The organism is Microbacterium immunditiarum (assembly GCF_013409785.1).
Classification (GTDB): Bacteria; Actinomycetota; Actinomycetes; order Actinomycetales; family Microbacteriaceae; genus Microbacterium; species Microbacterium immunditiarum.
This window is the reverse complement of the sequence record NZ_JACCBV010000001.1, coordinates 3,075,092-3,098,391: the sequence shown is the minus strand read 5'-3', so window position 1 is coordinate 3,098,391 and position 23,300 is coordinate 3,075,092. Positions and strand designations below refer to the sequence as shown.

Here is a 23,300-nt window from a genome sequence, read left to right as displayed (position 1 = left end):
TCGAGATCCTTTCCACCCCTTATGGGGGTGCTTCTTAGAACGCGGGGCGGATCGCCCCGACCTCGTGTCCGCCGCCCATCACGGCCAGCGGAAGACTCGCCATCGCCTCGGCGACATCGGATGCCGCGAGGGCACCCGCCCGCTCGAGCAGGCGCAGCGCGACCGCCGTCGTGGCGCGGCCGCTCCCGTCGAGCATCTTGAGGGCGACCGTCGCGCCGTCGGGCGTCGACATCACCATGACCCCCTCGGCGCCGCCCTTCGCGAAGACGCCGAGCCGCTCGATCACGATCGTGTCGGGGCGGCCCGGCCCCGCGATCGTCCACGGGTTCTCGCGCACCGCCCGCACGAGCGTCGCGGCCTGGCGGTGGAGGGCGAACGGCGATCGCTCGGACGCTCCGCCGATGCGGTGGGTCGCTCGCGCGAGGCCCATGAGGCTCATCGCGAAGACCGGGGCGCCGCATCCGTCGACGGCGACAGCCGAGGCGCGCTGGCCGATGAGCCGCTCAGCCACCTCGCGGATGTGGACGTGAAGCGGATGCTCCGGCGCGAGGTACGTCGCCGTGTCCCACCCGTTCACGGCGCACGTCAGCAGCATCGCCGCGTGCTTGCCGGAGCAGTTCATGCGGATGCGCTCGGGCTCGCCGCCCTCGCGCACGACCGCGTCGCGCGTCGCGGTGTCGCCGGGCCAGTCCGCCGGGCACCCGAGCGCCCGCTCGTCGAGGCCGGCGGAGTCGAGGATCTCGCGCACGACGGCCACGTGCCGGTCGGTGCCCGAGTGGCTGGCCGTCGCGAGGCCGAGGCGCTCGCCGTCGAGGGGAGCGCCGGCGGCGAGGCACGCGAGAGCCTGGAGGGGTTTGAGGCTAGACCGGGGGAGGATCGGCGCGTCGGTGTCGCCGAGCTGCTCGACCACCTCCCCGTCGGCGCCGATGACGACCGCGGACCCGAGGTGGCGGGACTCGACGAAGCCGCTGCGCTCGACCACGGCGAGTTCGACGGCGTCGGATGCGGCGAAGGTCTGCGGCACAAGGAAAGCCTATCGCCGGTCGCGCACGCCGCCGTCTGCGCGGCGTCGCCGGGGTCGCGCTCGCCGCGTTCCGCCGCGGGCATACTGGGACGATGATCGGCCAGCACCACTACTCCCTCCGCACCTCGTGGACCGGCGATCGCGGCACGGGGACGTCGGGCTACCGCGACTACGACCGCAGCGCGACCATCTCGATCGACGGCAAGCCGGACCTGCTCGCGTCGAGCGACAAGCCCTTCCGCGGCGACCCGTCCCGCTGGAACCCGGAGGACATGCTGCTCGCCGCGCTCAGCCAGTGCCATCTGCTGTCGTACCTGCACGCGTGCGTCACGGCGGGCGTCGTCGTCGTGGGCTACGAGGACGAGGCATCCGGCGTCATGGTCGAGGACGGACGCGGGGGCGGCTCGTTCCGCGAGGTCGTGCTGCGCCCTCGGGTCGTCGTCGCCGACGCGTCGATGGTCGACGCCGCGACGCACGCCCACCAGGTCGCGAACGGGTGGTGCTTCATCGCGAACTCGGTGAGTTTCCCGGTGCGGCACGAGCCGACGATCGAGGTCGCCGCCCCGGTGGCGTGAGACGGACGCCGCGTGCCGTCAGCGCCGCTCGTGCGGAAGGACCCGCTTGATGCGCTCGATCGGACTCGACGCGGGCGCCTCGTTGTAGGCGTTCGCGAGCTCCTGGCCCGACAGCGCGTGGATGGCGCCCATGATCTCGTCCGTCGCGGTGCGCCGTGCGCGGCCCGATGACGCCGGTCCGTGGTGCGACAGGTCGAGCCGCTTGCCGAAGCGCACCGTCACGCGCTCGCGGGAGGACGGGAACTTCGCCCCGACGGGCATCACGCGGTCGGTGCCGATGAGCCCGACGGGAACGACGGGCGCACCCGTCTCGAGCGCGAGGAACGCGACGCCGGTGCGGCCCTTGTAGAGGCGTCCGTCGAGCGAGCGCGTGCCCTCGGGGTAGAGCGCGACGGCGTTGCCCTCGAGGAGGAGCTGCCGCTGCTGGTCGAGCGCCTCGAGCGCCGCCTGGCCCGCGCCGCGCTGGACGGGGACGGCGCCGATCGCGAGAAAGAACTCGCGCGTGAGCCAGCCCGGGATGCCCTTGCCCTCGAAGTAGCTGGACTTGGCGAGGAAGTGCACGGGCCGGGGGGCGGCGACGGGGATCGCGACCGAGTCGATGAACGACAGGTGGTTGCTGGCGAAGATGACCGGACCGGTCTTGGGAACGTTCGCCTTGCCCTCGACTCGAGGACGATAGACGATGCGCCCCAGCGGGGCGACGATGTAGCGTCCGAATGCATAGGTCGCGCCCATGCGCTTGACGGGTGCCACGGATGCCTCGGCCTCTGCCTGGGCGGCGTTCTCCTCGGTCGTCACCTGTCGAGGGTACTCCGCGATCCATTCCGGGTCCGGCATGGCGATCCTCGCTCCACGGGCCGTCGCGCGGGGCTCCCAGCCCAGGCAAAGGAAAAGTAGGGGAGTATGGAGCGTCCCCGGTCTTCACCCTTTGAGGTTTCCATCGTGCGCTTCCGTCCCATCGCCGCTTTGTCCGCCGCCGCCGTGACGGCACTCTTGCTCGCCGGCTGCGCGAGCGGACCCGGGCCGGATGCCGAGGCATCGCCCGACCCGACGATCGCCGACCTGTGCGCGGCCGCCGTCGACCCGGGCGCCGCGTCCGACGCAGTGAGCGTCGAGGGCGAGGTCGGCGAGGCGTCGACGGCCACGTTCACCGCACCCCTCGAGATCGACCAGCTTCAGGCCACCGTCATCGAGGAGGGCTCGGGGGATCCCGTCGAGTCGGGCGACCTCGTGTCGTACGCGCTGAGCGCGTTCAGCGCCGAGACCGGCGAAGAGCTCGGCACCGCCGGTTACAGCGACGCGCCGCTGCTTCCCGCCCAGATCTCGCCCGACAACCCCATCGGCCAGATCCTCGGCTGTGCGACGACCGGCACGCGCGTCGTCGCGGCGTTCCCGGCGAGCGACACGAACCCCGGCGAGGTCTACATCTTCGACCTGCTCTCGGTGGTGCCGGATCACGCGACCGGCGACGATCAGGACCCGGTCGAGGGCATGCCCGAGGTCGAGCTCGACTCCGAGAACGTCCCGTCCGTCACGCTCCCCGAGGGCGACATGCCCACCGAGTTCGAGAAGGCGACCCTCAAGAAGGGCGACGGCGAGGTCGTCGAGACCGGCGACGCCGTCCTGGTCCAGTACCACGGCGTCTCGTGGAACTCGGGTGAGGTCTTCGACCAGAGCTGGGGGGCGCAGCCGTTCAGCTTCACGACCGGCAGCGGCGTCGTGCAGGGCTTCACCGATGCGGTCGTCGGCGAGACGGTCGGCTCGCAGGTGATTGCGGTGCTCCCGCCGTCGGTCGCGTACGGCGAGGGCGAGATCAACGACGAGAACCTCACGGGCCAGACGCTCGTGTTCATCGTCGACATCCTCGCCGCGCAGCCGCAGGTGACGCAGTAGCGACTGGGTACGCTGGGCGGATGCGCCGCGTCATCGTCCTCGGTTCGACCGGATCCATCGGCACCCAGGCACTCGACGTGATCCGCGCGAACCCGCGCCGCTTCGAGGTTGTCGGACTCGCCGCGGGGACGGATGCCGCGACCCTCGCCGCCCAGGCGGCGGAGTTCGGCGTCGAGCACACGGCGCTCGGCGCCGTCGCGGCCGAGCAGCTCGTCCGCGATGTCGAGGCCGACGTCGTGCTCAACGGCATCACGGGCTCCGTCGGCCTCGGCCCGACGCTCGCGGCGCTCGAGCGGGGCCGCACCCTCGCGCTCGCGAACAAGGAGTCCCTCATCGTCGGCGGCGACCTCGTGACGGCGATCGCCGCGCCGGGTCAGATCGTGCCGGTCGACTCGGAGCACTCCGCGATCGCGCAGGCGCTGCGCTCGGGCGACCGCGAAGAGGTGCGCCGGCTCGTGCTGACCGCGTCGGGCGGACCGTTCCGCGGCCGCTCACGCGCCTCGCTCGCCGAGGTCACTCCGGCGCAGGCGCTCGCACACCCCACGTGGGACATGGGCCGCGTGGTGACGACCAACTCGGCCACGCTCGTCAACAAGGGGCTCGAGGTCATCGAGGCGCATCTGCTGTTCGACATCCCCTACGAGGACATCGACGTCGTGGTGCATCCGCAGTCGATCGTCCACTCGATGGTCGAGTTCATCGACGGGTCCACGATCGCGCAGGCGTCGCCGCCCGACATGCGCCTCCCGATCTCGCTCGGCCTGGACTGGCCGCACCGCCTGGGCGGCGTCGGCAAGCCGCTGGACTGGACCGTCGCATCGTCGTGGACGTTCGAGCCTCTCGATCACACGGCCTTCCCCGCGGTGCGACTCGCCAAGAGCGTCGGGCGCGCGGGCGGCACGTTCCCCGCGGTGTTCAACGCGGCGAACGAGCAGGCGGTCGACGCCTTCCACGAGCGGCGCATCGGCTTCCTCGCCATCCTCGACACGGTCGAGCGCGTCGTCGACAAGCACGAAGCTCCCGCGTCGCTCACGCGCGAGTCGCTCGCCGAGGCGGAGCGATGGGCGCGAGTGACCGCGGACCGCGCGATCGCGGCATCCGCCGGCTGACCCGGCGCGTCAGCGCCACTCGCGCGTGGGGTCCGACAGCGGCGTCTCGTGGGGCGGGTACGGCACGGGCCAGTGCGGCTCGGGCACGGGCCAGCCCGCCTCGCGCAGCGCGCGGCGCGCGAGCTCCCGCGCGGAGTACGGCGTGCGGACGCCGCGCACGTCGCGGTAGTCCTGGTGACCGGGACCGGCCCACAGGATCGCGTCGCCCTCGCCGACGAGCGCGACCGCCTCGATGATGGCGCGCTCGGGCGGCGAGTACTCGTGGATCTCGGCATCCGGCTTCGCGCGCCGCGCGCCCTCGATGAGCGTCGCGCGGATCGAGTCGGGGTTCTCGAAGCGCGGGTGGTGGTCGGTGATCACGAGGATGTCACTGCCCTCGGCGGCCGTGCGGCCCATGTCATGGCGCTTCGTCGCGTCGCGGTCGCCGTCGGCGCCGACGAGCATGAGCACCTTGCCCGGCGTCACGCGGCGCACCGCCGCGAGGGTCTTCTCGAACGCATCGGGGGAGTGCCCGAAATCGACGAACACGGCGGGACCCCGATCGCCGGACACACGCTCGGTCCGGCCGGGGAGGTAGGCGTCGATGCGACCGTCGCGCTCGAGCGCGGCCACGAGGTCGTCCCACTCGTAGCCGGCCTCGAGGATCATCGCGATCGCGAGACCCGCATTCGCTGCCATGTGCCGGCCGATCGTCGGAACGATGCTCGTGAGCGTGCGGCCGTCCTTCGCAGTGAGGCGGAACTCGGTGCCGGTCTGGCGCTCTTCGAGGATGTCGACGACCCAGTCCGCTGCGGCGGCCTCTTCGGGGTCGGCGGCGATCTCGGGCGCGCCCACCGTGACGAACGGCACCTCGCACATCGCCGCGACATCGCGTCCGGCCGCGGAGTCGAGCGAGATGACGGCGCGGCGCGACCGGTCGGCACGGAACAGCGGAAGCTTCGCCTCGAAGTACTCGCGCATGTCGGCGTAGTCGTCGAGGTGGTCGTGGCTGAGGTTCGTGAACGCCGCGATGTCGAACACGATGCCATCGACGCGGTGACGGCTGAGCGCCTGCGCGCTCACCTCGACCGCGACCGCCTGGACGCCGCGTTCGCGCATGAGGGCGAGGAGGGCGTGGAACTCGGATGCCTCGGGCGTGGTGAGCCGCGAGACGATGACCTGCCCCGCGATGTGCCGCTCGGCCGTCGACGACAGCCCGGTCACGACGCCGAGCTGCCCGAGGATGCCCTCGAGGATGTGCGAGACGCTCGTCTTGCCGTTCGTCCCCGTGGTGCCCAAGAGCAGCGGGAGGTCGTCGCCGGCGCCGGTGCCGTACACCCAGGCCGAGAGGTCGCCCAGCATCGCGCGGGGGTGGTCGACGACGAGCACGGGAACTCCCGCGTCGGCGGCGAGGTCGGCGCCCGCGGCATCCGTCACGATCGCGACAGCGCCCTTCTCGGCGGCGTCGCGGGCGAACTCGGCGCCGTGCCGGTTCGCGCCCTGGATCGCCACGAACGCCTCGCCCGGCCGGAGGTCGGCGGTCGCGAGCGTGATACCCGAGAGGGTGCGGCCGGAGAGGTCGCCACGGACCTCGCGGGCGAAACGACGGGCGAGCTCGTCGAGGGTGCGGACGGGCGGATGCTCCGGCCGGAGCACAGGGGGAAGATTGCCGGCGGGCGCGGCGACGGGTTCTGTCGGCATGGCGCCAACCATCATGTCAGACCAGCCCGGGTGCGGCCTCCGCATGCTCCCGCCCTCGGTCGGCTGCTCGCGAATGCCGGCGCACGTCGCGGCGCGTGACCCCGATCGCCCGTTCTCGGAGCGCACTCAGAGGCGGCGCCGCTAACGTTGCCACGTGACCGTCGTCGCCTTCATCATCGGGATCGTCCTGCTCGTCGTCGGGCTGGCGGTGTCGATCGCCCTCCACGAGCTGGGGCACCTCGTGCCCGCCAAGCGCTTCGGCGTGCGCGTGGGCCAGTACATGATCGGGTTCGGCCCCACACTGTGGTCGCGCCGTCGGGGCGAGACGGAGTACGGCTTCAAGGCGATCCCGCTGGGCGGTTACATCTCGATGGCGGGCATGTACCCGCCTTCGCCGAAAGAGGCGCGGTCGGGCCGTGCGGGCGGCGGCTTCTTCGCGACGATGGTGCAGGACGCCCGGCTCGCGAATGACGAGACGCTCGAGGGCGACGACGATCCGCGGGTGTTCTACCGCCTGCCGGTGTGGAAGCGCGTCGTCGTGATGCTCGGCGGGCCTGTCATGAACCTCCTGTTCGCGATCGTGCTCTTCACGATCCTGCTCAGCGCGATCGGCGTTCAGGCGGCCACATCGACCGTCCAGAGCGTGAGCGAGTGCGTGATCCCGCCTACCGAGCAGCGCACGGAGTGCACCGCGGACGACCCGGTCGCGCCGGCCGCCGAGGCGGGGCTCCGGGCGGGCGACACCCTCGTGTCGGTCGACGGCGTCGAGGTCGCGACGTTCGCCGAGGCATCCGCGATCATCCGGGATTCGGCGGGCGAGACGATCCCCGTCGTCGTCGAGCGCGACGGCGAGCAGGTGTCGCTGAGTCTCACGCCGGCCACCGTGACCGTGCCCGAGACGGATGCCACGGGCCGCGTCGTCACCGGACCGGACGGAGAGGCGCAGACGGTCGACGTCGGCTACGCCGGCATGCGAGCCGAGGTCGAGTACGTGCGGCAGCCGATCTGGGCGGGAACGACCGCGACGTTCGAGAACGTCGGCGCGGTGGCCGGCGTGATCTGGCGCCTGCCCGTGATGGTGTGGGACACCGCCGTGTCGACGATCACGGGTCAGGAGCGCGACCCGAACGGGCCGCTCAGCGTCGTCGGCGCCGGGGTGCTCGCGGGCGAGGTCGCCGCGGCGGACGCGCCCGTGCTGAACCGGATCTCGGGACTCATCGGACTGCTCGCGTCTCTCAACGTCGCGCTGTTCGTGTTCAACCTCATCCCGCTGCTCCCGCTCGACGGCGGGCACGTGGCGGTCGCGCTGTGGGAGGGGATCAAGCGCACGTGGGCGAAGCTCTTCCGCCGCCCGCCGCCGAAGCCGGTCGACGCGACGAAGCTCGTGCCGGTGACGTTCGTCGTCGTGATCGCGCTCATCGCGATGGGCGTCGTGCTCATCGTGTCGGACCTCGTCAACCCCATCTCGCTGTTCGGCTGACGCGACGCGCGTGAAGTCCGGCGCGAGATGCTTCGCGGACCGTGTCGATCCGGGCCTTGCCCGTTCGCTGTAGGGGTGAAACGGTTCCCATTGACGAAAGGAACGCGACCGTGAAGTACGTTCTCATGTTCACCTCGGTGCCCGAGTTCGACGACGCCGTGCCTCCCGAGCGCGCGCAGGAGGTCTACGCGCAGATCTACCAATGGTTCCAGGACAACCGCGACAAGTTCGCCGACTCGGGAGCCGAGCTCATGCCGATCTCGACCGCGACCACCGTGAAGCACTCCGACGGCGGCCCCGTCGTCGTCGACGGCCCCTTCTCGGAGGCGAAGGAGGTCGTGGGCGGCTTCAGCGTCATCGATGTCCCCGACCTCGACGCCGCGATCGAGCTCACGAAGACGTGGCCCTCGCTCGCGCTCCCCGGAGTGGCGGTCGAGATCCGGCCGATGGTCGAGGACTACAGCCAGTTCGAGCAGTGAGCACGACGGGCCCCATGCCTGCTCCGCGCCGCGGGGGCGCAGAGCGCGGGGGCGCAGAGCGCGGAGACGCGAGGCATGCGGGCCCGTTCTCGAACCCCGCTCCGGACGCTCCGGCCGCGCTCGATGCGACCGCGGCCGGAGCATCTGATCTTCTCCTCGCTCGCGTCGTGCGCGAGGAGTCCGCGCGCATCGTCGCGGCCCTCACGACCTCGCTCGGCAACCTGGACCTCGCCGAGGAGGCGGTGGCGGACGCGGTCGAAGAGGCGCTGCGCGAGTGGCGGCGCCGGGGCATCCCGCCGAACCCCGGTGCGTGGCTCACGCAGGCGGCGCGGCACAACGCGCTCGACCGGATGCGCCGCCAGAAGCGCTACCGCGAGAAGCTCGTGCTTCTCGCCGAGGCTCCACCCGTCGGCGCGACGGAGGTCGACGAGCGGTTGCCGCTGCTGTTCGGATGCTGCCATCCCGCGCTCTCGCCCGACGCGCAGCTCGCGCTCACGCTCCGCGCGATCGTCGGCCTGACGGCGGCCCAGCTCGCGCGGGCGACGCTCTCGACCGAGACGGCCGTTCAGCAGCGGATCGTGCGCGCGAAGCGCCGCATCGCCGAGACGGGAATCCCGCTGCGCATCCCCGAGGGGGCGGAGCGCGCGGAGCGCCTCGACCTCGTGCTGACGGTCGTGTCGGTCATGTACAGCTGCGCGCACCTCGTCGCGGGCGGCGATGCGTCGGCGGATCGCGACCTCGCCGACGACGCCGTGTGGCTCGCTCGCGTCGTCGCGGACGCGCTTCCGCGCGAGGCGGAGGCGCACGGCCTGCTCGCGCTCCTCCTGTTCCACCGGGCGCGCGAGGGGGCGCGTGCGGTGGATGGCCGGCTCGTGCTCCTCGCCGGCCAGGACCGGTCGCTGTGGGATCACCGGCTCGTCGCCGACGCGCGTGCATCGCTCGAACGCGCGGCTCGGCTGAGGCATCCGGGTCGGTGGCAGCTCCACGCGGCGATCGCGGCGTGCCATGCCGACGCGTCCACGTCGGCCGACACCGACTGGCTCCAGGTGCTCACGCTGTACGACCTGCTCGTGGCTCGCGATCCGTCGCCCATCGTGCGACTCAACCGGGACGTCGCCCTCTCGCAGGTCGACGGGCCCGCGGCGGCGCTCGCAGATCTGGACGCCCTGGGTCCGTCCCTCCACGGCTACCACCTGTGGCACGCCGTGCGCGGCCGGCTGCTGCGAGACCTCGGGCGGATGGCGGAGGCGGATGCGGCCGACATCCGCGCCCGCGAGCTCACGGCGAACGAGGCCGAGCGGCGGCTGCTCGCCGCGCGCATCGCGGGCGCGGTGTGAGCGTCAGGCCCCGACCGGCGTGAGCGCGTGCTCGACGAGGCGCTCGAGCGTGCGCATGCCGTCGCGCGACAGGATCGACTCGAGATGCCCCTGCACCGACGCGAAGCCGGGCCCGCGCAGCGCATGCACGTCGCCTGACTCGGGGTCGGCCGAGACCTCGGCGTCGCCCACGGCCGTCGCGCCCGGGCGCACGCGCGCGGTGAACGTGTTGTAGAAGCCGATCGAGGCGGGCTCGCCGAACACGTCGACCGTCCGCTGCAGCCCCTGGTGCGGGCGGTCGAGCGGAGCGAGCTCGATGCCGAGCGAGTCGGCGAGCACCTGATGGCTGAGGCACACGGCCAAGAGCGGACGGCCGCTCGCCCGGCGGCGCGCGACGACCTCGCGCATCCGCTTCATGCGGGGGTTCGACGGATCGCGCGGATCGCCCGGACCGGGGCCCGACACGACCAGCCCCGCCTCGTCGAGCTCTTCGTCGGCGACCTCGCTCCAGTGGACGATCCGCACATCGAGGCCGAGGTGCCGCAGCTGGTGGGCGAGCATCGTCGTGAAACGGTCCTCCGCGTCCACGACGATCGCGTCGCGGCCTTCGAAGGGACCGTGACCCGCTGCGTCCTGCGGGTTGAGCCAGAACGGAGCGAGTCGCGCGTTGCGTGAGCGCAGCAGCTCCGCGATCGCCGGATCGTCGGCGAGCCGCCGCGGCTCGGGGGCCGGCGCGTCCTCGTCGATCGCGCCCTCGGCGCGCAGGGCGGCCAGCTCGGCGGCACGATCGCGCGGGACGGCTCCGATCGCGCCGAGCACGCCCGCCGCCTTGCCGTGCGTCTCGCTGACCTCGCCGTGGGGGTCGGAGTGGCGCACGAGCGTCGCGCCGACCGGCACGCGCAGGCGCCCGTCGACGAGATACGCCGTGCGAATGAGGATGGGGGCGTCGAGATCGTGCGACGGCCCGTCGGCCGCGCCCGGGTCGGTGTCGGCGCGCGGGGTGAAGAGCGCGGCCACGCCCGAGTAGTACCCGCGCGGCGTGCGCTCGTGGCGCGTGATGACCGTGCACGCGTTCTGCATGGGCGATCCGGTGACCGTCGGCGCGAACATCGTGTCGCGCAGGATCTCGCGGGGGTCGAGGCGGCTGCGCCCGCGCAGCACGTACTCGGTGTGGGTGAGCCGCGACATCTCCTTGAGGTGCGGGCCCGTGATGCGGCCGCCGTCCGAGCACACGGCGCTCATCATCTTGAGCTCCTCGTCGACGACCATGAAGAGCTCTTCGGTCTCCTTCGTCGAAGTGAGGAACTCGCTGAGCGCCTCGGCCGTCGCGCCGCCCGCGGGGTGGCGGAAGGTGCCCGAGATGGGGTTCATCGTGACGAACCCGCCCTTCGCGCTCACGTGCGCCTCGGGGCTCGCGCCCACCGCGACGTGACCGGGGGTCACGATCGCGAAGGTCCAATAGGCGCCGCGCTCGTGCTCGAGCAGGGCACGGAACCACGCGAGGGCGGCGAAAACGGGGTCGGATGCCACGCCGGCGGTGAAATCGCGGCGGATGACGAAGTTCGCTCCCTCGCCGCGGCCGATCTCGTCGGCGATGACGCGCCGCACGACGTCGGCGTAGTCGTCGTCCGGGATGTCGAAGCCCGCGCCTGTGAGCGGGATCTGCTCGGCCGGGAGCTGCGCGAGGGCTTCGGTGCGCGGCATCCGTGTGTGCTCCGCGACCACCAGGCAGCGCAGCGGCGCGGCGTCGTCGTGGCACTCGAACCCGCGCTCGCGAACCTGCCGGAACGGCACGAGCGCGAGCACCTCGCGCGGCGTGCCCGACGCATCCGCGAGCGGGATGTCGCCCAGCAGCTCGACGTCGACCACGTCGCCCATGAGCACTTCGACGGTGGCGTCGTCGCGCGCGATGAGGGCGAAGGGGCGGCCGCTCGCGGCCAGCTCGCGAAGGGAGGGGGGTGCGGTCCCGGTCATCGTGTGTCTCTCGTCGGGGGCGGTTCCCCACGAAGAAGAAGACCGCCCGGGGGCGGTCTGTCGTCGCTCGAACGCACCGCCTAGAAGGCGGCCCACCAGGTGCGGTTCGCGAGCATGCGCCGAACCTACCACACGCGCGGCGGCGCGCGGCCGGGCGTCACACGAGGTGAGGTCCGAGCGCGTCGAGCGTCCACTCCATGAGCCGATCGCCGAGCACGACGTTGCGCGCCTGTGCGCTCGGGGCGGTGAGCCTGCCCTCGTCGAAGTACTCGCCGCCGCGCGCGGGCGCATCGAGAGCGTCGAGGATGCTGCGCGCGCCGACGTCGACGCCCGTGCCGATGCGACCGAACATCGCTCCGAGCAGCGCGGTGTTGATGACTCCCGGCTGGAGGCTCACGGCCGTCGGCCCGTCGCCGCGGCGCCGCGCGCGCCACAGCGTGTACATGACGATGGCGAGCTTCGAGCGTGCGTAGGCGCGGACGGGGGAGTAGCCGCGCTCGAGCTCGATGTCGTCGAGGTCGAGCGACGCGGACTCGTGCGTCGCCGACGCGAGGTTCACGAGGCGCCCGCCCGGGGCGATCGACGGTGCGAGCAGCTCGCTGAGCAGCACGAGGGCGAGGAAGTTCACCTGCAGCGTGCGTTCGTGGCCGTCGGCCGTCACCCCGCGCTCGGGGCTGCCGGGCACGCCCGCGTCGTTGATGAGGGCGGTGACGGGCGCGCCGGCGGCCTCCCGCATCGCGGATGCGGCGGTCGCGGCATCCGCGAGCTTCGTGAAGTCCGCCGAGACGTACTCGACGCGCGCACCGCCCGCACCCCGGATGGACGCGAGCGCCGCAGCGGCGGCATCCGCGGGCTCGGGTCCCTGCACGATCAGCGTCTTCGCTCGCGCGGCCAATCGGCGAGCCGTCTCGAGCCCGATTCCGCTCGTCGCGCCCGTCAGCAGGATGACTTCGTCGGTGGCCATCGGGACTCCTCGTGAGATACGGTCGCGACGTTCCCCCGACGTGCACGATACTGGGCCGCGCGGCCCTCGTCGCGTCGCAGCTGCGGAAGGCGGAGCGGATGGACCACGCGGTCTCGGACGGGAAGATCTCGGACGGCGTCGCGTTCTATGACAGCATCGCGTTCGACGAGCTGTGGCACGGCGTCTCGCCGCGCGCACCCGAACGCAGCGAGGCGGACTCGCGACCCGACACCGGACACAGAGGAGCCGGATGACGCAGCAGCTGACCACGATCGGCCGACCCGGTGACTCGCGCGAACCGCGCGGTTCGCGCGAGCGCCGGCGTCCGTCGATCGCCGAGAAGATCCAGTCGATGGGCGAGAGCCGCATCTGCGCCCTCCTGCTGCTGATCGCCACCGCGGTCGCGATCCTGTGGGCGAACCTCTCGCACGGCACGTACGAGGCTCTCTGGGAGACGCAGCTCACGGTCGGTGTCGGTGACCTCACCCTCGACTTCACGCTGCACGCGCTCGTCAACGACGCGCTCATGGCGATCTTCTTCTTCACCGTCGGGCTCGAGGTGCGTCGCGAGTTCGCGATCGGCGAGCTGACCAGCTGGTCGCGCGCGCTCGTGCCGGTCGTCGCCGCGATCGCGGGCCTCGTCGTGCCCGCGGCGATCTTCATGCTCATCGCAGCGGGAACCGGGCAGGAGCACGCGTGGGGAGTCGTGATCTCGACCGACACCGCGTTCCTCGTCGGCGCTCTCGCGATCATCGGCCCACGCGCCTCCGGTCGGCTGCGCGTGTTCCTGCTCGCGCTCGCCGTCGTCGACGACATCGGAGCGCTCAGCATCATCGCGCTCTTCTACACGGAGTCGTTCAACCCGCTCCCGCTGATCATCGCCGCCGTCGGGCTCGTCGGCGTGTACTTCACGCGGTACGTGCCGCGCGGGCGCGGGCCGATCTACGCGACGCTGTCGATCATCGTGTGGCTCGCGTTCCTCGCGTCTGGCGTCCACCCGACTCTCGCGGGCGTCGCGATCGCCCTCCTCGTGCCGGTGTACCGCCCCAACCGCCGCGACGTCGAGCACGCGCTCGAGCTCGCACGGACGTTCCGCCAGTCGCCCAATAGCGAGTACGCGCGCCTCGCCGCGAACAGCCTGCGCGAGTCGATCTCCGTGAACGAGCGCCTGCAGTCGGCGTACGCGCCCTATGTCGCCTACGTGATCCTCCCGCTGTTCGCGCTCGCCAACGCGGGCGTCGTGCTCAGCCCCGAGATCCTCGCGGGCGCGATGACCTCGCCGCTCACGTGGGCGATCGTGGCGGGCCTGGTCGTCGGCAAGTTCCTCGGCGTCTTCGGCTCCGTAGCCCTGCTCCGGCTGTTCCGCATCGGCGACCTCGGCCCGGGGCTCACCCTCGACCGGCTCGCCGGCGGAGCGGTGCTGTGCGGCATCGGGTTCACGATCTCGCTGTTCATCGTCGACCTCGCGATCGAGGACGATCTCGCGCAGAACGAGGCGCGCGTCGGCGTGCTCGTGGCATCCGCCATCGCCTTCATCCTCGCGGCGATCATCTTCCGCATCTCGGACGCGCGTCACACCGATGACGAGGCCGGCCAGACGCTCGCGCGTCCGGTCGACCCGACCCGCGACCACGTGTGGGGCCCGGTCGACGCGCCGCTCACGATCGTCGAGTACGGCGATTACCAGTGCCCGTTCTGCCTCAAGGCATCCGGCTCGATCGAAGAGGTCATGCGCGAGCTCGACGGCCGACTGCGCTACGTGTGGCGGCACGCTCCGCTCGAACGCGTGCACCCGAACGCGGTGGCGGATGCCGAGGCCGTCGAGGCGGCGGCGGTGCAGGGCAAGCGCACGGAGTTCGCCAAGAGCCTGTTCTCCGACCAGGATCACCAGATGCCCTCCGACATCCTGCGTCGGGCGGCCGATCTCGGGCTCGACGTCGACCGCTTCGAGAAGGACCTCCGCTCACCCGAGGTCGCGGCGCGGGTGCGCGACGACATGCTCGACGCCGACGCGATGGACATCACGTCCGTGCCGACCTTCTTCGTGAACGGTCAGCGCCACACGGGGCCGTACGATGCGCAATCGCTCATCCGCGCGCTCCTGGCCACAGCGCCTGACGAGGCCGCTGCGCGGGCCGCCGAGGAGGGGACCCAGGGCGCCGAGGAGCGCTGAGCGCGGCATCCGCTCTCACCTCATGGCCAGCCTCGGCGCATCGGCCCGGCGTAGGCTGGAGGCGTGCCAGCAGTGAATCTCGGGATGCCTCGTGTGCCGGAAGTCCTCGCTCCCCGACGCAAGAGCCGCCAGATCAAGGTCGGCAAGGTGCTCGTGGGCGGCGACGCTCCGGTCAGCGTCCAGTCGATGACGACGACGCCGACGACGAACATCAACGCGACGCTGCAGCAGATCGCCGAGCTGACCGCCTCCGGCTGCGAGATCGTGCGCGTCGCCGTCCCGTCGCAGGACGACGCCGACGTCCTTCACATCATCGCGGCGAAGAGCCAGATCCCGGTGATCGCCGACATCCACTTCCAGCCCAAGTACGTCTTCCAGGCGATCGACGCCGGATGCGCCGCGGTGCGCGTCAACCCCGGCAACATCCGTCAGTTCGACGACAAGGTCGGCGAGATCGCGAAGGCCGCGCAGGCCGCGGGCGTCTCGCTGCGCATCGGCGTCAACGCCGGATCGCTCGACAAGCGCCTGCTCGAGAAGTACGGCAAGGCGACCCCCGAGGCGCTCGTCGAGAGCGCCGTATGGGAGGCGTCGCTGTTCGAGGAGCACGACTTCCACGACTTCAAGATCTCGGTCAAGCACAACGACCCCGTTGTGATGGTCAAGGCGTACCGGATGCTCGCCGAGCGCGGCGACTGGCCGCTGCACCTCGGCGTGACCGAGGCGGGGCCCGCGTTCCAGGGCACGATCAAGTCCGCGACCGCGTTCGGCATCCTCCTGGCGGAGGGCATCGGCGACACGATCCGCGTCTCGCTGTCGGCCCCGCCTGCCGAAGAGGTCAAAGTCGGCCACCAGATCCTCCAGTCGCTCAATCTGCGCGAGCGCAAGCTCGAGATCGTGTCGTGCCCGTCGTGCGGCCGGGCGCAGGTGGACGTCTACACGCTCGCCGACTCGGTGACCGAGGGCCTCAAGGACATGACCGTTCCCCTTCGCGTCGCGGTCATGGGCTGCGTCGTGAACGGACCCGGCGAGGCGCGCGAGGCCGACCTCGGCGTGGCATCCGGCAACGGCAAGGGTCAGATCTTCGTGAAGGGGCAGGTCATCAAGACAGTGCCCGAGGCGGAGATCGTCGCGACCCTCATCGAGGAGGCGAACCGCATCGCCGCCGAGATGGGGGCGGATGCGCCGGTCGGCACCGCGCAGGTCGTCACCGCCTGACGGAATTCTCCCGGCCTTCACGCTGTCGGCCGACCTCCGGGCAGTGGCAGACTCGGTCGTGGATGCGTGGCGTGCCCACGCCGCACCGAAGGGGGAATCATGTCGGTTCTGGTAGTCGTCGGCGTCGGCGGCATGGGAGAGGCGATCGCGCGGCGGAGCGGCTCCGGTCAGACGGTGGTGCTCGCGGACTTCAACGAGGAGACCCTGGAGCGGGTCGCCGCGTCGCTTGGCGGCGACGGCTTCGACGTGCACACGCGGGTGACGGATGTCTCGGACGCGGCGGCCGTCGCGGCGCTCGCGTCTTTCGCCGTGAGCCTGGGGCCGGTCACCGCCGTCGCGCACACCGCCGGGCTCTCTCCGACGCAGGCGCCCACCGCCGCGATCCTCAGCGTCGACCTGCTCGGCGTCGCGATCAGCCTCGACGAGTTCGCAAAGGTCATCGCTCCGGGCGGCGCAGGCGTCGTGATCGCCAGCATGGCCGGATCCTTCGGCATCGGGAGGTATCCCGCCGAGATGGAGGGCGCACTCGCGCTCACGCCGACCGACCAGCTGCTGTCGCTCCCGTTCCTGCAGGAGGGCGCGGTGCCGAACCCCGGCGTGGCCTACAGCATCGCCAAACGCGCCAACCAGGTGCGCGTGCAGGCGGCCAGCAAGGCATGGGGCCAGCGCGGTGCCCGCATCAACAGCATCAGCCCCGGGGTCATCTCCACGCCGATGGGGCAGCAGGAGCTGGCGGGCGAATCGGGCGCGAGCATGCGGGCGATGGTGGAGGGCTCGGGTACGGCGCGCCTGGGCACCCCCAACGACATCGCCAACGCGACCGCGTTCCTGCTGAGCCCGGAGGCGTCGTTCATCACCGGCACGGACCTGCTCGTCGACGGCGGCACCGTCGCCGGGGTGCGCTCCGGCTTCATCAGCCTGCCGCAGGGCTGACGCCCCGCGCGTCCGTGCTGCCCGGCGGCGTCGTGCGCGGCGTCGGTCTCGGCCGCCGCTGATCCTCGGGGGTCAGTGGATCGTGCCGGCCGGCACCCGCGCGTCGCTCGCGACCTCGATGCTCGTGCGCACCGCGAGCTCGAGGGCCCGCGCGATGTCGACGAGGGCGAGGGCCGGGGCATCCGCCGTCGGTGCCTGCTCGGCGGACCACGGCACATGCACGAATCCGACACGCGTCACGGATGCCGCGGCCTCGAGCGCCGTGAAGAACACGTGATTGCACACGAACGTCCCCGCCGAGTACGAGACCTCCGCCGGGATGCCCGCCTCGGCGATGCGCGCCGCGATCGCCTTCACGGGAAGCGTCGCGAACCGCGCCGCGGGCGCGCCCTCGATGCTCGGCTCGTCGACCGGCTGGACTCCGTCGTTGTCGGGGATGCGCGCGTCGATGAGGTTGACGGCCACACGCTCGACGCCGATCGCCGCACGACCGCCCGCGAGTCCGCTCGCGATCACGACGTCAGGCCGGTGCTCGGCGATGAGCTCGCGCAGCCGCGCCGGCGCGCCGGCGAAGGTCACCGGAAGCGTCGACGTCACAAGCTCCTCCGGCCGACTCCAGCGGTCCGCGACGAGGTGCACGGCCTCGCCGGAGGGGTTCGCGGGGTCGCCGTCGAACGGCTCGAACCCGGTCAGCAGCACGGTCGTCACGGCTCCAGCGTACGGATGCGCCGCCGGAGCGCGGCATCCGACCACCCTAGACTTGACCCTCGTGGTCACCCGCCTTTCGCATTTCTTCCTCCGCACGCTCCGTGAAGACCCCGCCGACGCCGAGGTCACGAGCCACCGTCTGCTCGTGCGCGCCGGCTACATCCGCCGCCAGGGGCCCGGCATCTTCGCGTGGCTGCCGCTGGGCCTGCGGGTCAAGGCTCGCATCGAGCAGATCATCCGCGAGGAGATGACGGCCGCGGGCGCGTACGAGGTGCACTTCCCGGCGCTGCTGCCCCGCGAGCCGTATGAGGCGACGGGCCGATGGGAGGAGTACGGCGACGCCATCTTTCGGCTGAAGGATCGCAAGGACGCCGACTACCTTCTCGCACCGACGCACGAAGAGGTCTTCACGCTGCTCGTGAAGGACCTGTACTCGTCGTACAAGGACCTGCCGCTGACGATTTACCAGATCCAGGACAAGTACCGCGACGAGACGCGCCCGCGCGCGGGGCTGCTGCGCGGCCGCGAGTTCACGATGAAGGACGCCTACTCGTTCGACTACACCGACGAGGGGCTCGACGCGTCCTACATGGCCCAGCGCGCGGCCTACGAGCGGATCTTCAGCCGCCTCGGGCTCGAGTACGTGATCGTCCAGGCGGATGCGGGCGCCATGGGCGGCTCACGGTCCGAGGAGTTCCTCCACCCGACTGCGATCGGCGAGGACACCTTCGTCCGCTCGAAGGGCGGCTACGCCGCGAACGTCGAGGCGTTCACGACGCTCGCGCCCGAGCCGATCCCGTTTGACGGGCTACCGCAGCCGGTGATCTTCGACTCGCCGAACACCCCCACGATCGAGACGCTCGTCGCGCACTGCAACGCGAACCTCCGGGCTCCCGCGCCGGGCATCGCCGGCCCGGCGACCGACGGCGCGACCGAGTGGACCGCCGCTCACACGCTCAAGAACGTCGTGCTCGCCGTGAAGCACCTCGACGGCACGCGCGAGCTCGTCATCGTCGGCATCCCCGGCGACCGCGATGTCGACGACAAGCGCGTCGAGGTTGCCTTCGCGCCGGCCGAGGTCGAGGCCGCCACCGAGGCGGACTTCGAGAACAACCCGTTCCTCGTGAAGGGCTACATCGGGCCGTGGTCCGAGACGGGGGCCGTGCTCGGCGAGGAGTCGGCCACCGGCATCCGCTATCTTCTCGATCCGCGCGTGGTCGACGGCACGTCCTGGGTGACGGGCGCCAACATCGACGAGAAGCACGTGCACTCGCTCGTCGCCGGCCGCGACTTCACCGCGGACGGCTACCTCGAGGTCGCGACCGTGCGCGAGGGCGACCCCGCGCCCGACGGCTCGGGCCCGGTGCACCTGGCGCGCGGGATGGAGATCGGCCACGTGTTCCAGCTCGGACGCAAGTACGCCGACGCGCTCGGCCTCCAGGTCCTCGACGAGAACGGCAAGCTCGTCACGGTCACGATGGGCTCGTACGGCATCGGCGTCACGCGCATCCTCGCGATCATCGCCGAGCTCAACAACGACGAGAAGGGGCTGATCTGGCCGGAGTCGATCGCGCCGTTCGACGTGCACGTGGTCGCCACGGGCAAGGACGAGGCCGCGTACGCGCTCGCCGAGCGCCTGTCGGGCGAGCTCGAGGCATCCGGTCTCGACGTGCTCTACGACGACCGCGTCAAGGTGTCGCCCGGCGTGAAGTTCGGCGACGCAGAGCTCATCGGCGTGCCGCGCATCGTGATCGCCGGCCGCGCCGCGGCCGACGGCCAGGTCGAGCTGTGGAATCGCCGGACCGGGGAGCGCGAGGTCGTCCCGGTGGCGGATGCCGTCGTCAAGCTCACCCGGCGCTGAACCGCCCCCACCCGCCCGAGCCCCGTGACACGCTGGTGTCATGCCGGACAGTTCCACCAATCCTCAAGCGGTCACCGCGGACGTGCACGCTCTCATCGCCGACGCAGGCATCGCGGAGAACCGCGATCTCGTCGAGCGCATCCTCGCGACGGGCGTCGGACTCGGGCTCGACGACACATCGCGGCTGGACCTGAAGATCACGGCTGCGGCGCTCTCCGAGATGCGCGAGGCGTTCCGCCTCTTCGCGCCCTACCGCGGCGTGCCGAAGGTCACCATCTTCGGCTCGGCGCGCACGCGACCCGACCACGCCCTGTACCGCGCTGCGGCGGACGTCGCGCGAGCGCTGTCGGATCGCGGCTGGATGGTCGTCACGGGGGCAGGTCCCGGGATCATGCAGGCTGCCGCCGAGGGGGCCGGTCCGGCGCAGTCGATCGGCGTCTCGATCCGGCTTCCGTTCGAGGAGAAGCCCAACGAGGTCATCGCCGACGCCGAGAGGGTCGTCGCGATGAAGTACTTCTTCACGCGCAAGCTGATGCTCGTCAAGGAGTCCCACGGCTTCGTGTGCGTCCCGGGCGGCTTCGGGACGCTCGACGAGGTGTTCGAGCTGCTCACCCTGCAGCAGACCGGCAAGGCGGAGCCGGCGCCGATCGTGCTGCTCGATCGCGCAGGCGGTACGTTCTGGGCAGGGCTGATGCGCTTCGCCGCTGAAGAGCTCATCCCGTCCGGTGTCATCGCCCGCGACGACCTCGACCGCGTGCTGGTCACCGACTCGGTCGAAGCCGCGGCGGCCGAGATCACCGAGTTCTGGCGCAACTACGAGTCACTGCGCTGGGTGGGCGGGCGCCTGGTCATGCGGCTGCGTGCCCGGCCGACGGATGCCGAGCTCGCGGACCTGAGCGCGCGCTTCGCGCACCTGCTGGTCGGCGGCGGCATCGAGCGCTCCGAGCCGTTGCCCGCCGAGGTCTCGGACGGCGATCGCCTGGAATCCGCTCGCATCGTCATGGAGTACAACCCGGTGAGGGTGGGGAGCCTCTTCGAGCTCATCCGCGCGGTCAACCGCCTCGCGAGCGCTCCGCGTGGCGCCGCCCACGCCGCCTGACCGGCATCGCGGATGCCGTTGGCGGGCTGACCCGTCGCTGACGCGCCCGCCCGTCAGAGGTCGGCGTAGGGCGCGCGGAACAGGCAGAAGATCCCGTACGCGATGAGCCCGACCCCGACCGAGGCGACCAGGGGCGGGCCGTACCGCATCGCGATGAGCGCGTCGACCGCGGCATCGAGGCCGCCCGCCCCCTCGGGGTCGACCCGCACCGCCGCGACGATCAGCAGCACCGCGACGATCAGCAGGGCGATGCCCTTCGCCACGAACCCGGCGACGCCGAGCGCCGTGACCGAGGCGCCGAGGGCGCTGTCGGGAATCGTCATGCGGTTGCGGAAGCTGCGGCGCACGCCCATCACGACGAAGGCGATGCCCGCGATGCCGATGCCGACGCCGATGGCGCCGAGGATGAACGGCCCGCCGGGGATCGCGAGGACACCGCGGCTCGCGTCCTCGGCGGCCTCGTCCGGGTCGGGGCGCGCGCCGATCGCGACGGCAGCGGCGAGGACGCCGACCGCGATGAACGCGACCGCCTGACCCCACTGCGCCACGCGGCGACCCCACTTTCGGGCGGCGTCTCCGCCCCACGCGAGGATGCCCTCGAGGGCGTGGTAGGCGCCGAGCGCCCACAGTGTGATCGCGATGAGCCACAGCCCGACGAACCCCAGCGGAGCCGCGCCGACGGCCTTGAACGCGCCCGCCTGATCGGACTCGCCGTCGCCGCCGAACGCGACGACGACGAACACGACGCCGACCAGGATGTGCACGACGCCGTTGGCGGCGTACCCCGCGCGCGCGATGCGGCGGAAGACCGTGTTGTCCTGTGCGTCGCGCGCCGCGCGCTTCACTGTCGGCGCTGACATGCGGTCAGCATAGGGGAGCGGAGCACCCGGATGCCGCCCCCAGCGTTTCCTGATATGCGCGCCTACGATGGGGCAGATGACCGCAGGACGGCGAACCACCCGCCGGCCGTTCCGCTGGAGCGTGATGCCGCGCCTGCTCGCGCAGGCGCCGCCACGCGTGCTCGTGGTCGTCGGGTTCGTGCTCATCGCGCTGGGCGTGCTGATCGTCACGCGCCCGCTCACCTCGATCCTCCTGCTGTCGCTGTACGTCGGGGCGAGCATCATCGCCTCGGGCGTGATCGAGCTCGTCTCGCGGCGCGGCACCTCGTCGTGGTGGACGCGCGTGATCGCGATCGCCGAGATCCTCCTCGGCCTCGCCGCGATCGTGTGGGTCGGGCGCAGCCTCGACCTGCTGCCTGGCCTCCTCGCGATCGTCCTCGTCATAGGCGGGCTGGCGTCCATCGGCGAAGCGCTCGCGCGGGGCCTCGTGAGCCGGCGCGTGCTCTCGGCCGTATGGGGCGCCGCGCAGATCGCGTTCGGCGTGCTCGCGTTCGCGTGGCCCGACGTGACGGTCCTCGTCGTGGCGGTCGTCTTCGGTGTGCGCACCGTCATCTACGGCTTCGGGCTCGCCGTCCGGGGCGCTCGCGGCATGCTCGGGCGCGGTCGCGAGCCCACGCGGCCCGATCCGCCGGGAACACCGGGCCGCAGGCGGCAGATCTGGATGGCGGCCGGGCGCTACGCGCTCGCGGCGGTGCTCGTCGGGACGGTCTCGGTCGGCTGGTGGCTCAACGACTGGCTCGAAGGCGGCGCGCCCGTCATCGACGCGTTCTACGATCCGCCCGAGGACGTGCCGCGCCAGCACGGCGAGCTCATCCGCGAGGGCGACTACCTCGGGCAGGTGCCCGAGGGTGCGATCGCGAAGCGCATCCTGTACACGACGACGGATGTGCGCGGCATCCGTGCCGTCGCGAGCGCGCTCGTGATCCTGCCGGAAGGCCGTTCCCTTGCGCCGCGACCCGTCGTGCTGTGGAACCACGGCACGACCGGCGTCGCGCGCGGCTGCGCGCCGAGCCTGCGCGACAACGCGGCGACGCGCTGGGCGATTCCGGCGCTCGACGACGTGATCGAGCGCGGGTGGGCGGTCGTCGCACCGGACTACACGGGCCAGGGTGCTCCCGGGGTCTTCCCGTACCTCATCGGGAAGGGGGAGGCGCAGTCCGCGCTCGACGCCGTGCTCGCGGCGGATGACGTCGAAGGCGCATGGCTCGACGACCGCATTGTCGTGTGGGGCCACTCGCAGGGCGGGCACGCCGCGCTGTGGACGGCGCAGGTCGCCGCCGAGTACACGCCGGAGCTGCGCATCCGCGGCACCGCGGCCCTCGCACCGGTCGGCGACCCGCACGCGCTCGCGCGCGAGCTGCTCCGCGGCGACGCGAGCCCGAACCTGGCCGTCCTCACCTCGTGGGTGCTCGTGCCGTACGCCGACACCTACCCGGATGTCGACCTGCGCGAGTACGTCGTTCCGGGCGCTCGCACGATCGTCCGCGAGATGACGCAGCGCTGCCCGACCGAGCCGGGTGTGATCGTGTCGGTCCTCACGGCGATGGGCGTGTCGGAGGACCGCCCGCTCTACATCGGCGATCTCTCCGCCGGCGTCCTCGGCCGGCGGCTCGAGCAGAACGCCGTGAGCGGCCCGTTCGAGCAGCCGGTGCTCATCGTGTGGGGCTCCGATGACGAGGTGATCCCGCCGCTGCTGCAGCAACGGCTCGTGAATCGCCTGTGCGCGCAGGGCGACCAGGTGCGGTGGGCCGTCTTCCACGGGCACGACCACCTCAGTGTGCTGCAGCCGAGGTCGACCTTCCTTCCCATGCTCCTGCGCTGGACGGACGACCGATTCGGCGCGCAGGCCGGATCCGTGAGCAGGTGCCTGGGCTGAGGCCGCGCGCGGTGGGCTCTCAGGAACGCGCGGCGCGGCATC

Annotated in this window: 20 protein-coding genes; 13 read left to right on the top strand and 7 right to left on the bottom strand. The window is 71.8% G+C overall.

Going from position 1 to position 23,300, the window contains the following annotated elements:
* Positions 1 to 34: 34 nt before the first annotated feature.
* The gene (locus tag BJ991_RS14500) at positions 35 to 1,024 is read right to left on the bottom strand and encodes an asparaginase (protein ID WP_179491118.1); all 990 of its coding nucleotides are present in this window, start codon (positions 1,022 to 1,024) and stop codon (positions 35 to 37) included.
* Positions 1,025 to 1,116: 92 nt separating this feature from the next.
* Between BJ991_RS14500 and BJ991_RS14495 the strand changes: the two genes are divergently transcribed.
* On the top strand, positions 1,117 to 1,599 hold the full coding sequence (locus tag BJ991_RS14495) for an OsmC family protein (protein WP_179491116.1): 483 nt from the start codon (positions 1,117 to 1,119) through the stop codon (positions 1,597 to 1,599).
* An 18-nt stretch (positions 1,600 to 1,617) separates the two neighbouring features.
* Here the strand turns inward: BJ991_RS14495 and BJ991_RS14490 are convergent, their stop codons facing one another.
* Complete coding sequence (locus BJ991_RS14490) at positions 1,618 to 2,436, bottom strand: lysophospholipid acyltransferase family protein (RefSeq protein ID WP_179491114.1); 819 nt, start codon at positions 2,434 to 2,436, stop codon at positions 1,618 to 1,620.
* 105 nt (positions 2,437 to 2,541) lie between these two features.
* Between BJ991_RS14490 and BJ991_RS14485 the strand changes: the two genes are divergently transcribed.
* On the top strand, positions 2,542 to 3,492 hold the full coding sequence (locus BJ991_RS14485; RefSeq protein WP_179491112.1) for an FKBP-type peptidyl-prolyl cis-trans isomerase: 951 nt from the start codon (positions 2,542 to 2,544) through the stop codon (positions 3,490 to 3,492).
* 20 nt (positions 3,493 to 3,512) lie between these two features.
* A complete protein-coding gene (gene dxr / locus BJ991_RS14480; protein WP_179491110.1) occupies positions 3,513 to 4,601 on the top strand; it encodes a 1-deoxy-D-xylulose-5-phosphate reductoisomerase in 1,089 nt (362 codons plus the stop codon).
* 9 nt (positions 4,602 to 4,610) lie between these two features.
* Here dxr and BJ991_RS14475 read toward each other — a convergent pair whose 3' ends face one another.
* On the bottom strand, positions 4,611 to 6,281 hold the full coding sequence (locus BJ991_RS14475) for a Mur ligase family protein (protein WP_179491108.1): 1,671 nt from the start codon (positions 6,279 to 6,281) through the stop codon (positions 4,611 to 4,613).
* Positions 6,282 to 6,435: 154 nt separating this feature from the next.
* Between BJ991_RS14475 and BJ991_RS14470 the strand changes: the two genes are divergently transcribed.
* The 3 genes from BJ991_RS14470 to BJ991_RS14460 all read left to right on the top strand — a co-directional run bounded on the left by BJ991_RS14470 (position 6,436) and on the right by BJ991_RS14460 (position 9,577).
* Positions 6,436 to 7,761 (top strand): site-2 protease family protein, encoded by a 1,326-nt coding sequence (locus BJ991_RS14470; RefSeq protein WP_179491106.1) that lies wholly within the window; start codon positions 6,436 to 6,438, stop codon positions 7,759 to 7,761.
* A gap of 110 nt (positions 7,762 to 7,871) precedes the next feature.
* Positions 7,872 to 8,240 (top strand): YciI family protein, encoded by a 369-nt coding sequence (locus BJ991_RS14465; protein ID WP_179491104.1) that lies wholly within the window; start codon positions 7,872 to 7,874, stop codon positions 8,238 to 8,240.
* A gap of 167 nt (positions 8,241 to 8,407) precedes the next feature.
* Positions 8,408 to 9,577 carry an RNA polymerase sigma factor gene (locus tag BJ991_RS14460; protein WP_343048779.1) on the top strand — a complete coding sequence of 390 codons (1,170 nt, stop codon included), beginning with the start codon at positions 8,408 to 8,410 and terminating at the stop codon, positions 9,575 to 9,577.
* Positions 9,578 to 9,580: 3 nt separating this feature from the next.
* Here the strand turns inward: BJ991_RS14460 and BJ991_RS14455 are convergent, their stop codons facing one another.
* Together BJ991_RS14455 and BJ991_RS14450 are read right to left on the bottom strand one after the other, a co-directional pair.
* The gene (locus tag BJ991_RS14455) at positions 9,581 to 11,530 is read right to left on the bottom strand and encodes an anthranilate synthase family protein (protein WP_179491100.1); all 1,950 of its coding nucleotides are present in this window, start codon (positions 11,528 to 11,530) and stop codon (positions 9,581 to 9,583) included.
* 157 nt (positions 11,531 to 11,687) lie between these two features.
* Entirely contained in the window at positions 11,688 to 12,494 is an 807-nt protein-coding gene (locus tag BJ991_RS14450) for an SDR family NAD(P)-dependent oxidoreductase (RefSeq protein WP_179491098.1), read from the bottom strand.
* Between the two features lie 11 nt (positions 12,495 to 12,505).
* Here BJ991_RS14450 and BJ991_RS14445 point away from each other — a divergent pair, with 11 nt between their 5' ends.
* From BJ991_RS14445 to BJ991_RS14430, 4 genes are all read left to right on the top strand, one after another.
* Positions 12,506 to 12,748: a hypothetical protein gene (locus BJ991_RS14445; protein ID WP_179491095.1), complete on the top strand. Its 243-nt coding sequence runs from the start codon at positions 12,506 to 12,508 to the stop codon at positions 12,746 to 12,748.
* Positions 12,745 to 14,667 (top strand): Na+/H+ antiporter NhaA, encoded by a 1,923-nt coding sequence (nhaA, locus tag BJ991_RS14440; RefSeq protein ID WP_179491093.1) that lies wholly within the window; start codon positions 12,745 to 12,747, stop codon positions 14,665 to 14,667. Before BJ991_RS14445 ends, nhaA begins: the two co-directional genes overlap by 4 nt.
* 84 nt (positions 14,668 to 14,751) lie before the next feature.
* Positions 14,752 to 15,882: a flavodoxin-dependent (E)-4-hydroxy-3-methylbut-2-enyl-diphosphate synthase gene (gene ispG / locus BJ991_RS14435; RefSeq protein ID WP_179492840.1), complete on the top strand. Its 1,131-nt coding sequence runs from the start codon at positions 14,752 to 14,754 to the stop codon at positions 15,880 to 15,882.
* Positions 15,883 to 15,981: 99 nt separating this feature from the next.
* The gene (locus BJ991_RS14430) at positions 15,982 to 16,815 is read left to right on the top strand and encodes an SDR family oxidoreductase (RefSeq protein ID WP_179491091.1); all 834 of its coding nucleotides are present in this window, start codon (positions 15,982 to 15,984) and stop codon (positions 16,813 to 16,815) included.
* A 72-nt stretch (positions 16,816 to 16,887) separates the two neighbouring features.
* On the opposite strand, the gene pcp is transcribed toward BJ991_RS14430, so the two are convergent.
* Complete coding sequence (pcp, locus tag BJ991_RS14425; protein WP_179491089.1) at positions 16,888 to 17,523, bottom strand: pyroglutamyl-peptidase I; 636 nt, start codon at positions 17,521 to 17,523, stop codon at positions 16,888 to 16,890.
* Positions 17,524 to 17,584: 61 nt separating this feature from the next.
* Between pcp and BJ991_RS14420 the strand changes: the two genes are divergently transcribed.
* Both BJ991_RS14420 and BJ991_RS14415 read left to right on the top strand, forming a co-directional pair.
* Positions 17,585 to 19,384: a proline--tRNA ligase gene (locus tag BJ991_RS14420; RefSeq protein ID WP_179491087.1), complete on the top strand. Its 1,800-nt coding sequence runs from the start codon at positions 17,585 to 17,587 to the stop codon at positions 19,382 to 19,384.
* Between the two features lie 40 nt (positions 19,385 to 19,424).
* Positions 19,425 to 20,483, top strand: a complete 1,059-nt coding sequence (locus BJ991_RS14415) for an LOG family protein (RefSeq protein ID WP_179491085.1) — start codon at positions 19,425 to 19,427, stop codon at positions 20,481 to 20,483.
* Between the two features lie 53 nt (positions 20,484 to 20,536).
* Here the strand turns inward: BJ991_RS14415 and BJ991_RS14410 are convergent, their stop codons facing one another.
* Positions 20,537 to 21,343 (bottom strand): DUF1206 domain-containing protein, encoded by an 807-nt coding sequence (locus BJ991_RS14410; protein WP_179491084.1) that lies wholly within the window; start codon positions 21,341 to 21,343, stop codon positions 20,537 to 20,539.
* 76 nt (positions 21,344 to 21,419) lie between these two features.
* Between BJ991_RS14410 and BJ991_RS14405 the strand changes: the two genes are divergently transcribed.
* On the top strand, positions 21,420 to 23,258 hold the full coding sequence (locus BJ991_RS14405) for an alpha/beta fold hydrolase (RefSeq protein ID WP_246301108.1): 1,839 nt from the start codon (positions 21,420 to 21,422) through the stop codon (positions 23,256 to 23,258).
* The last annotated feature ends 42 nt before the right edge of the window (positions 23,259 to 23,300 follow it).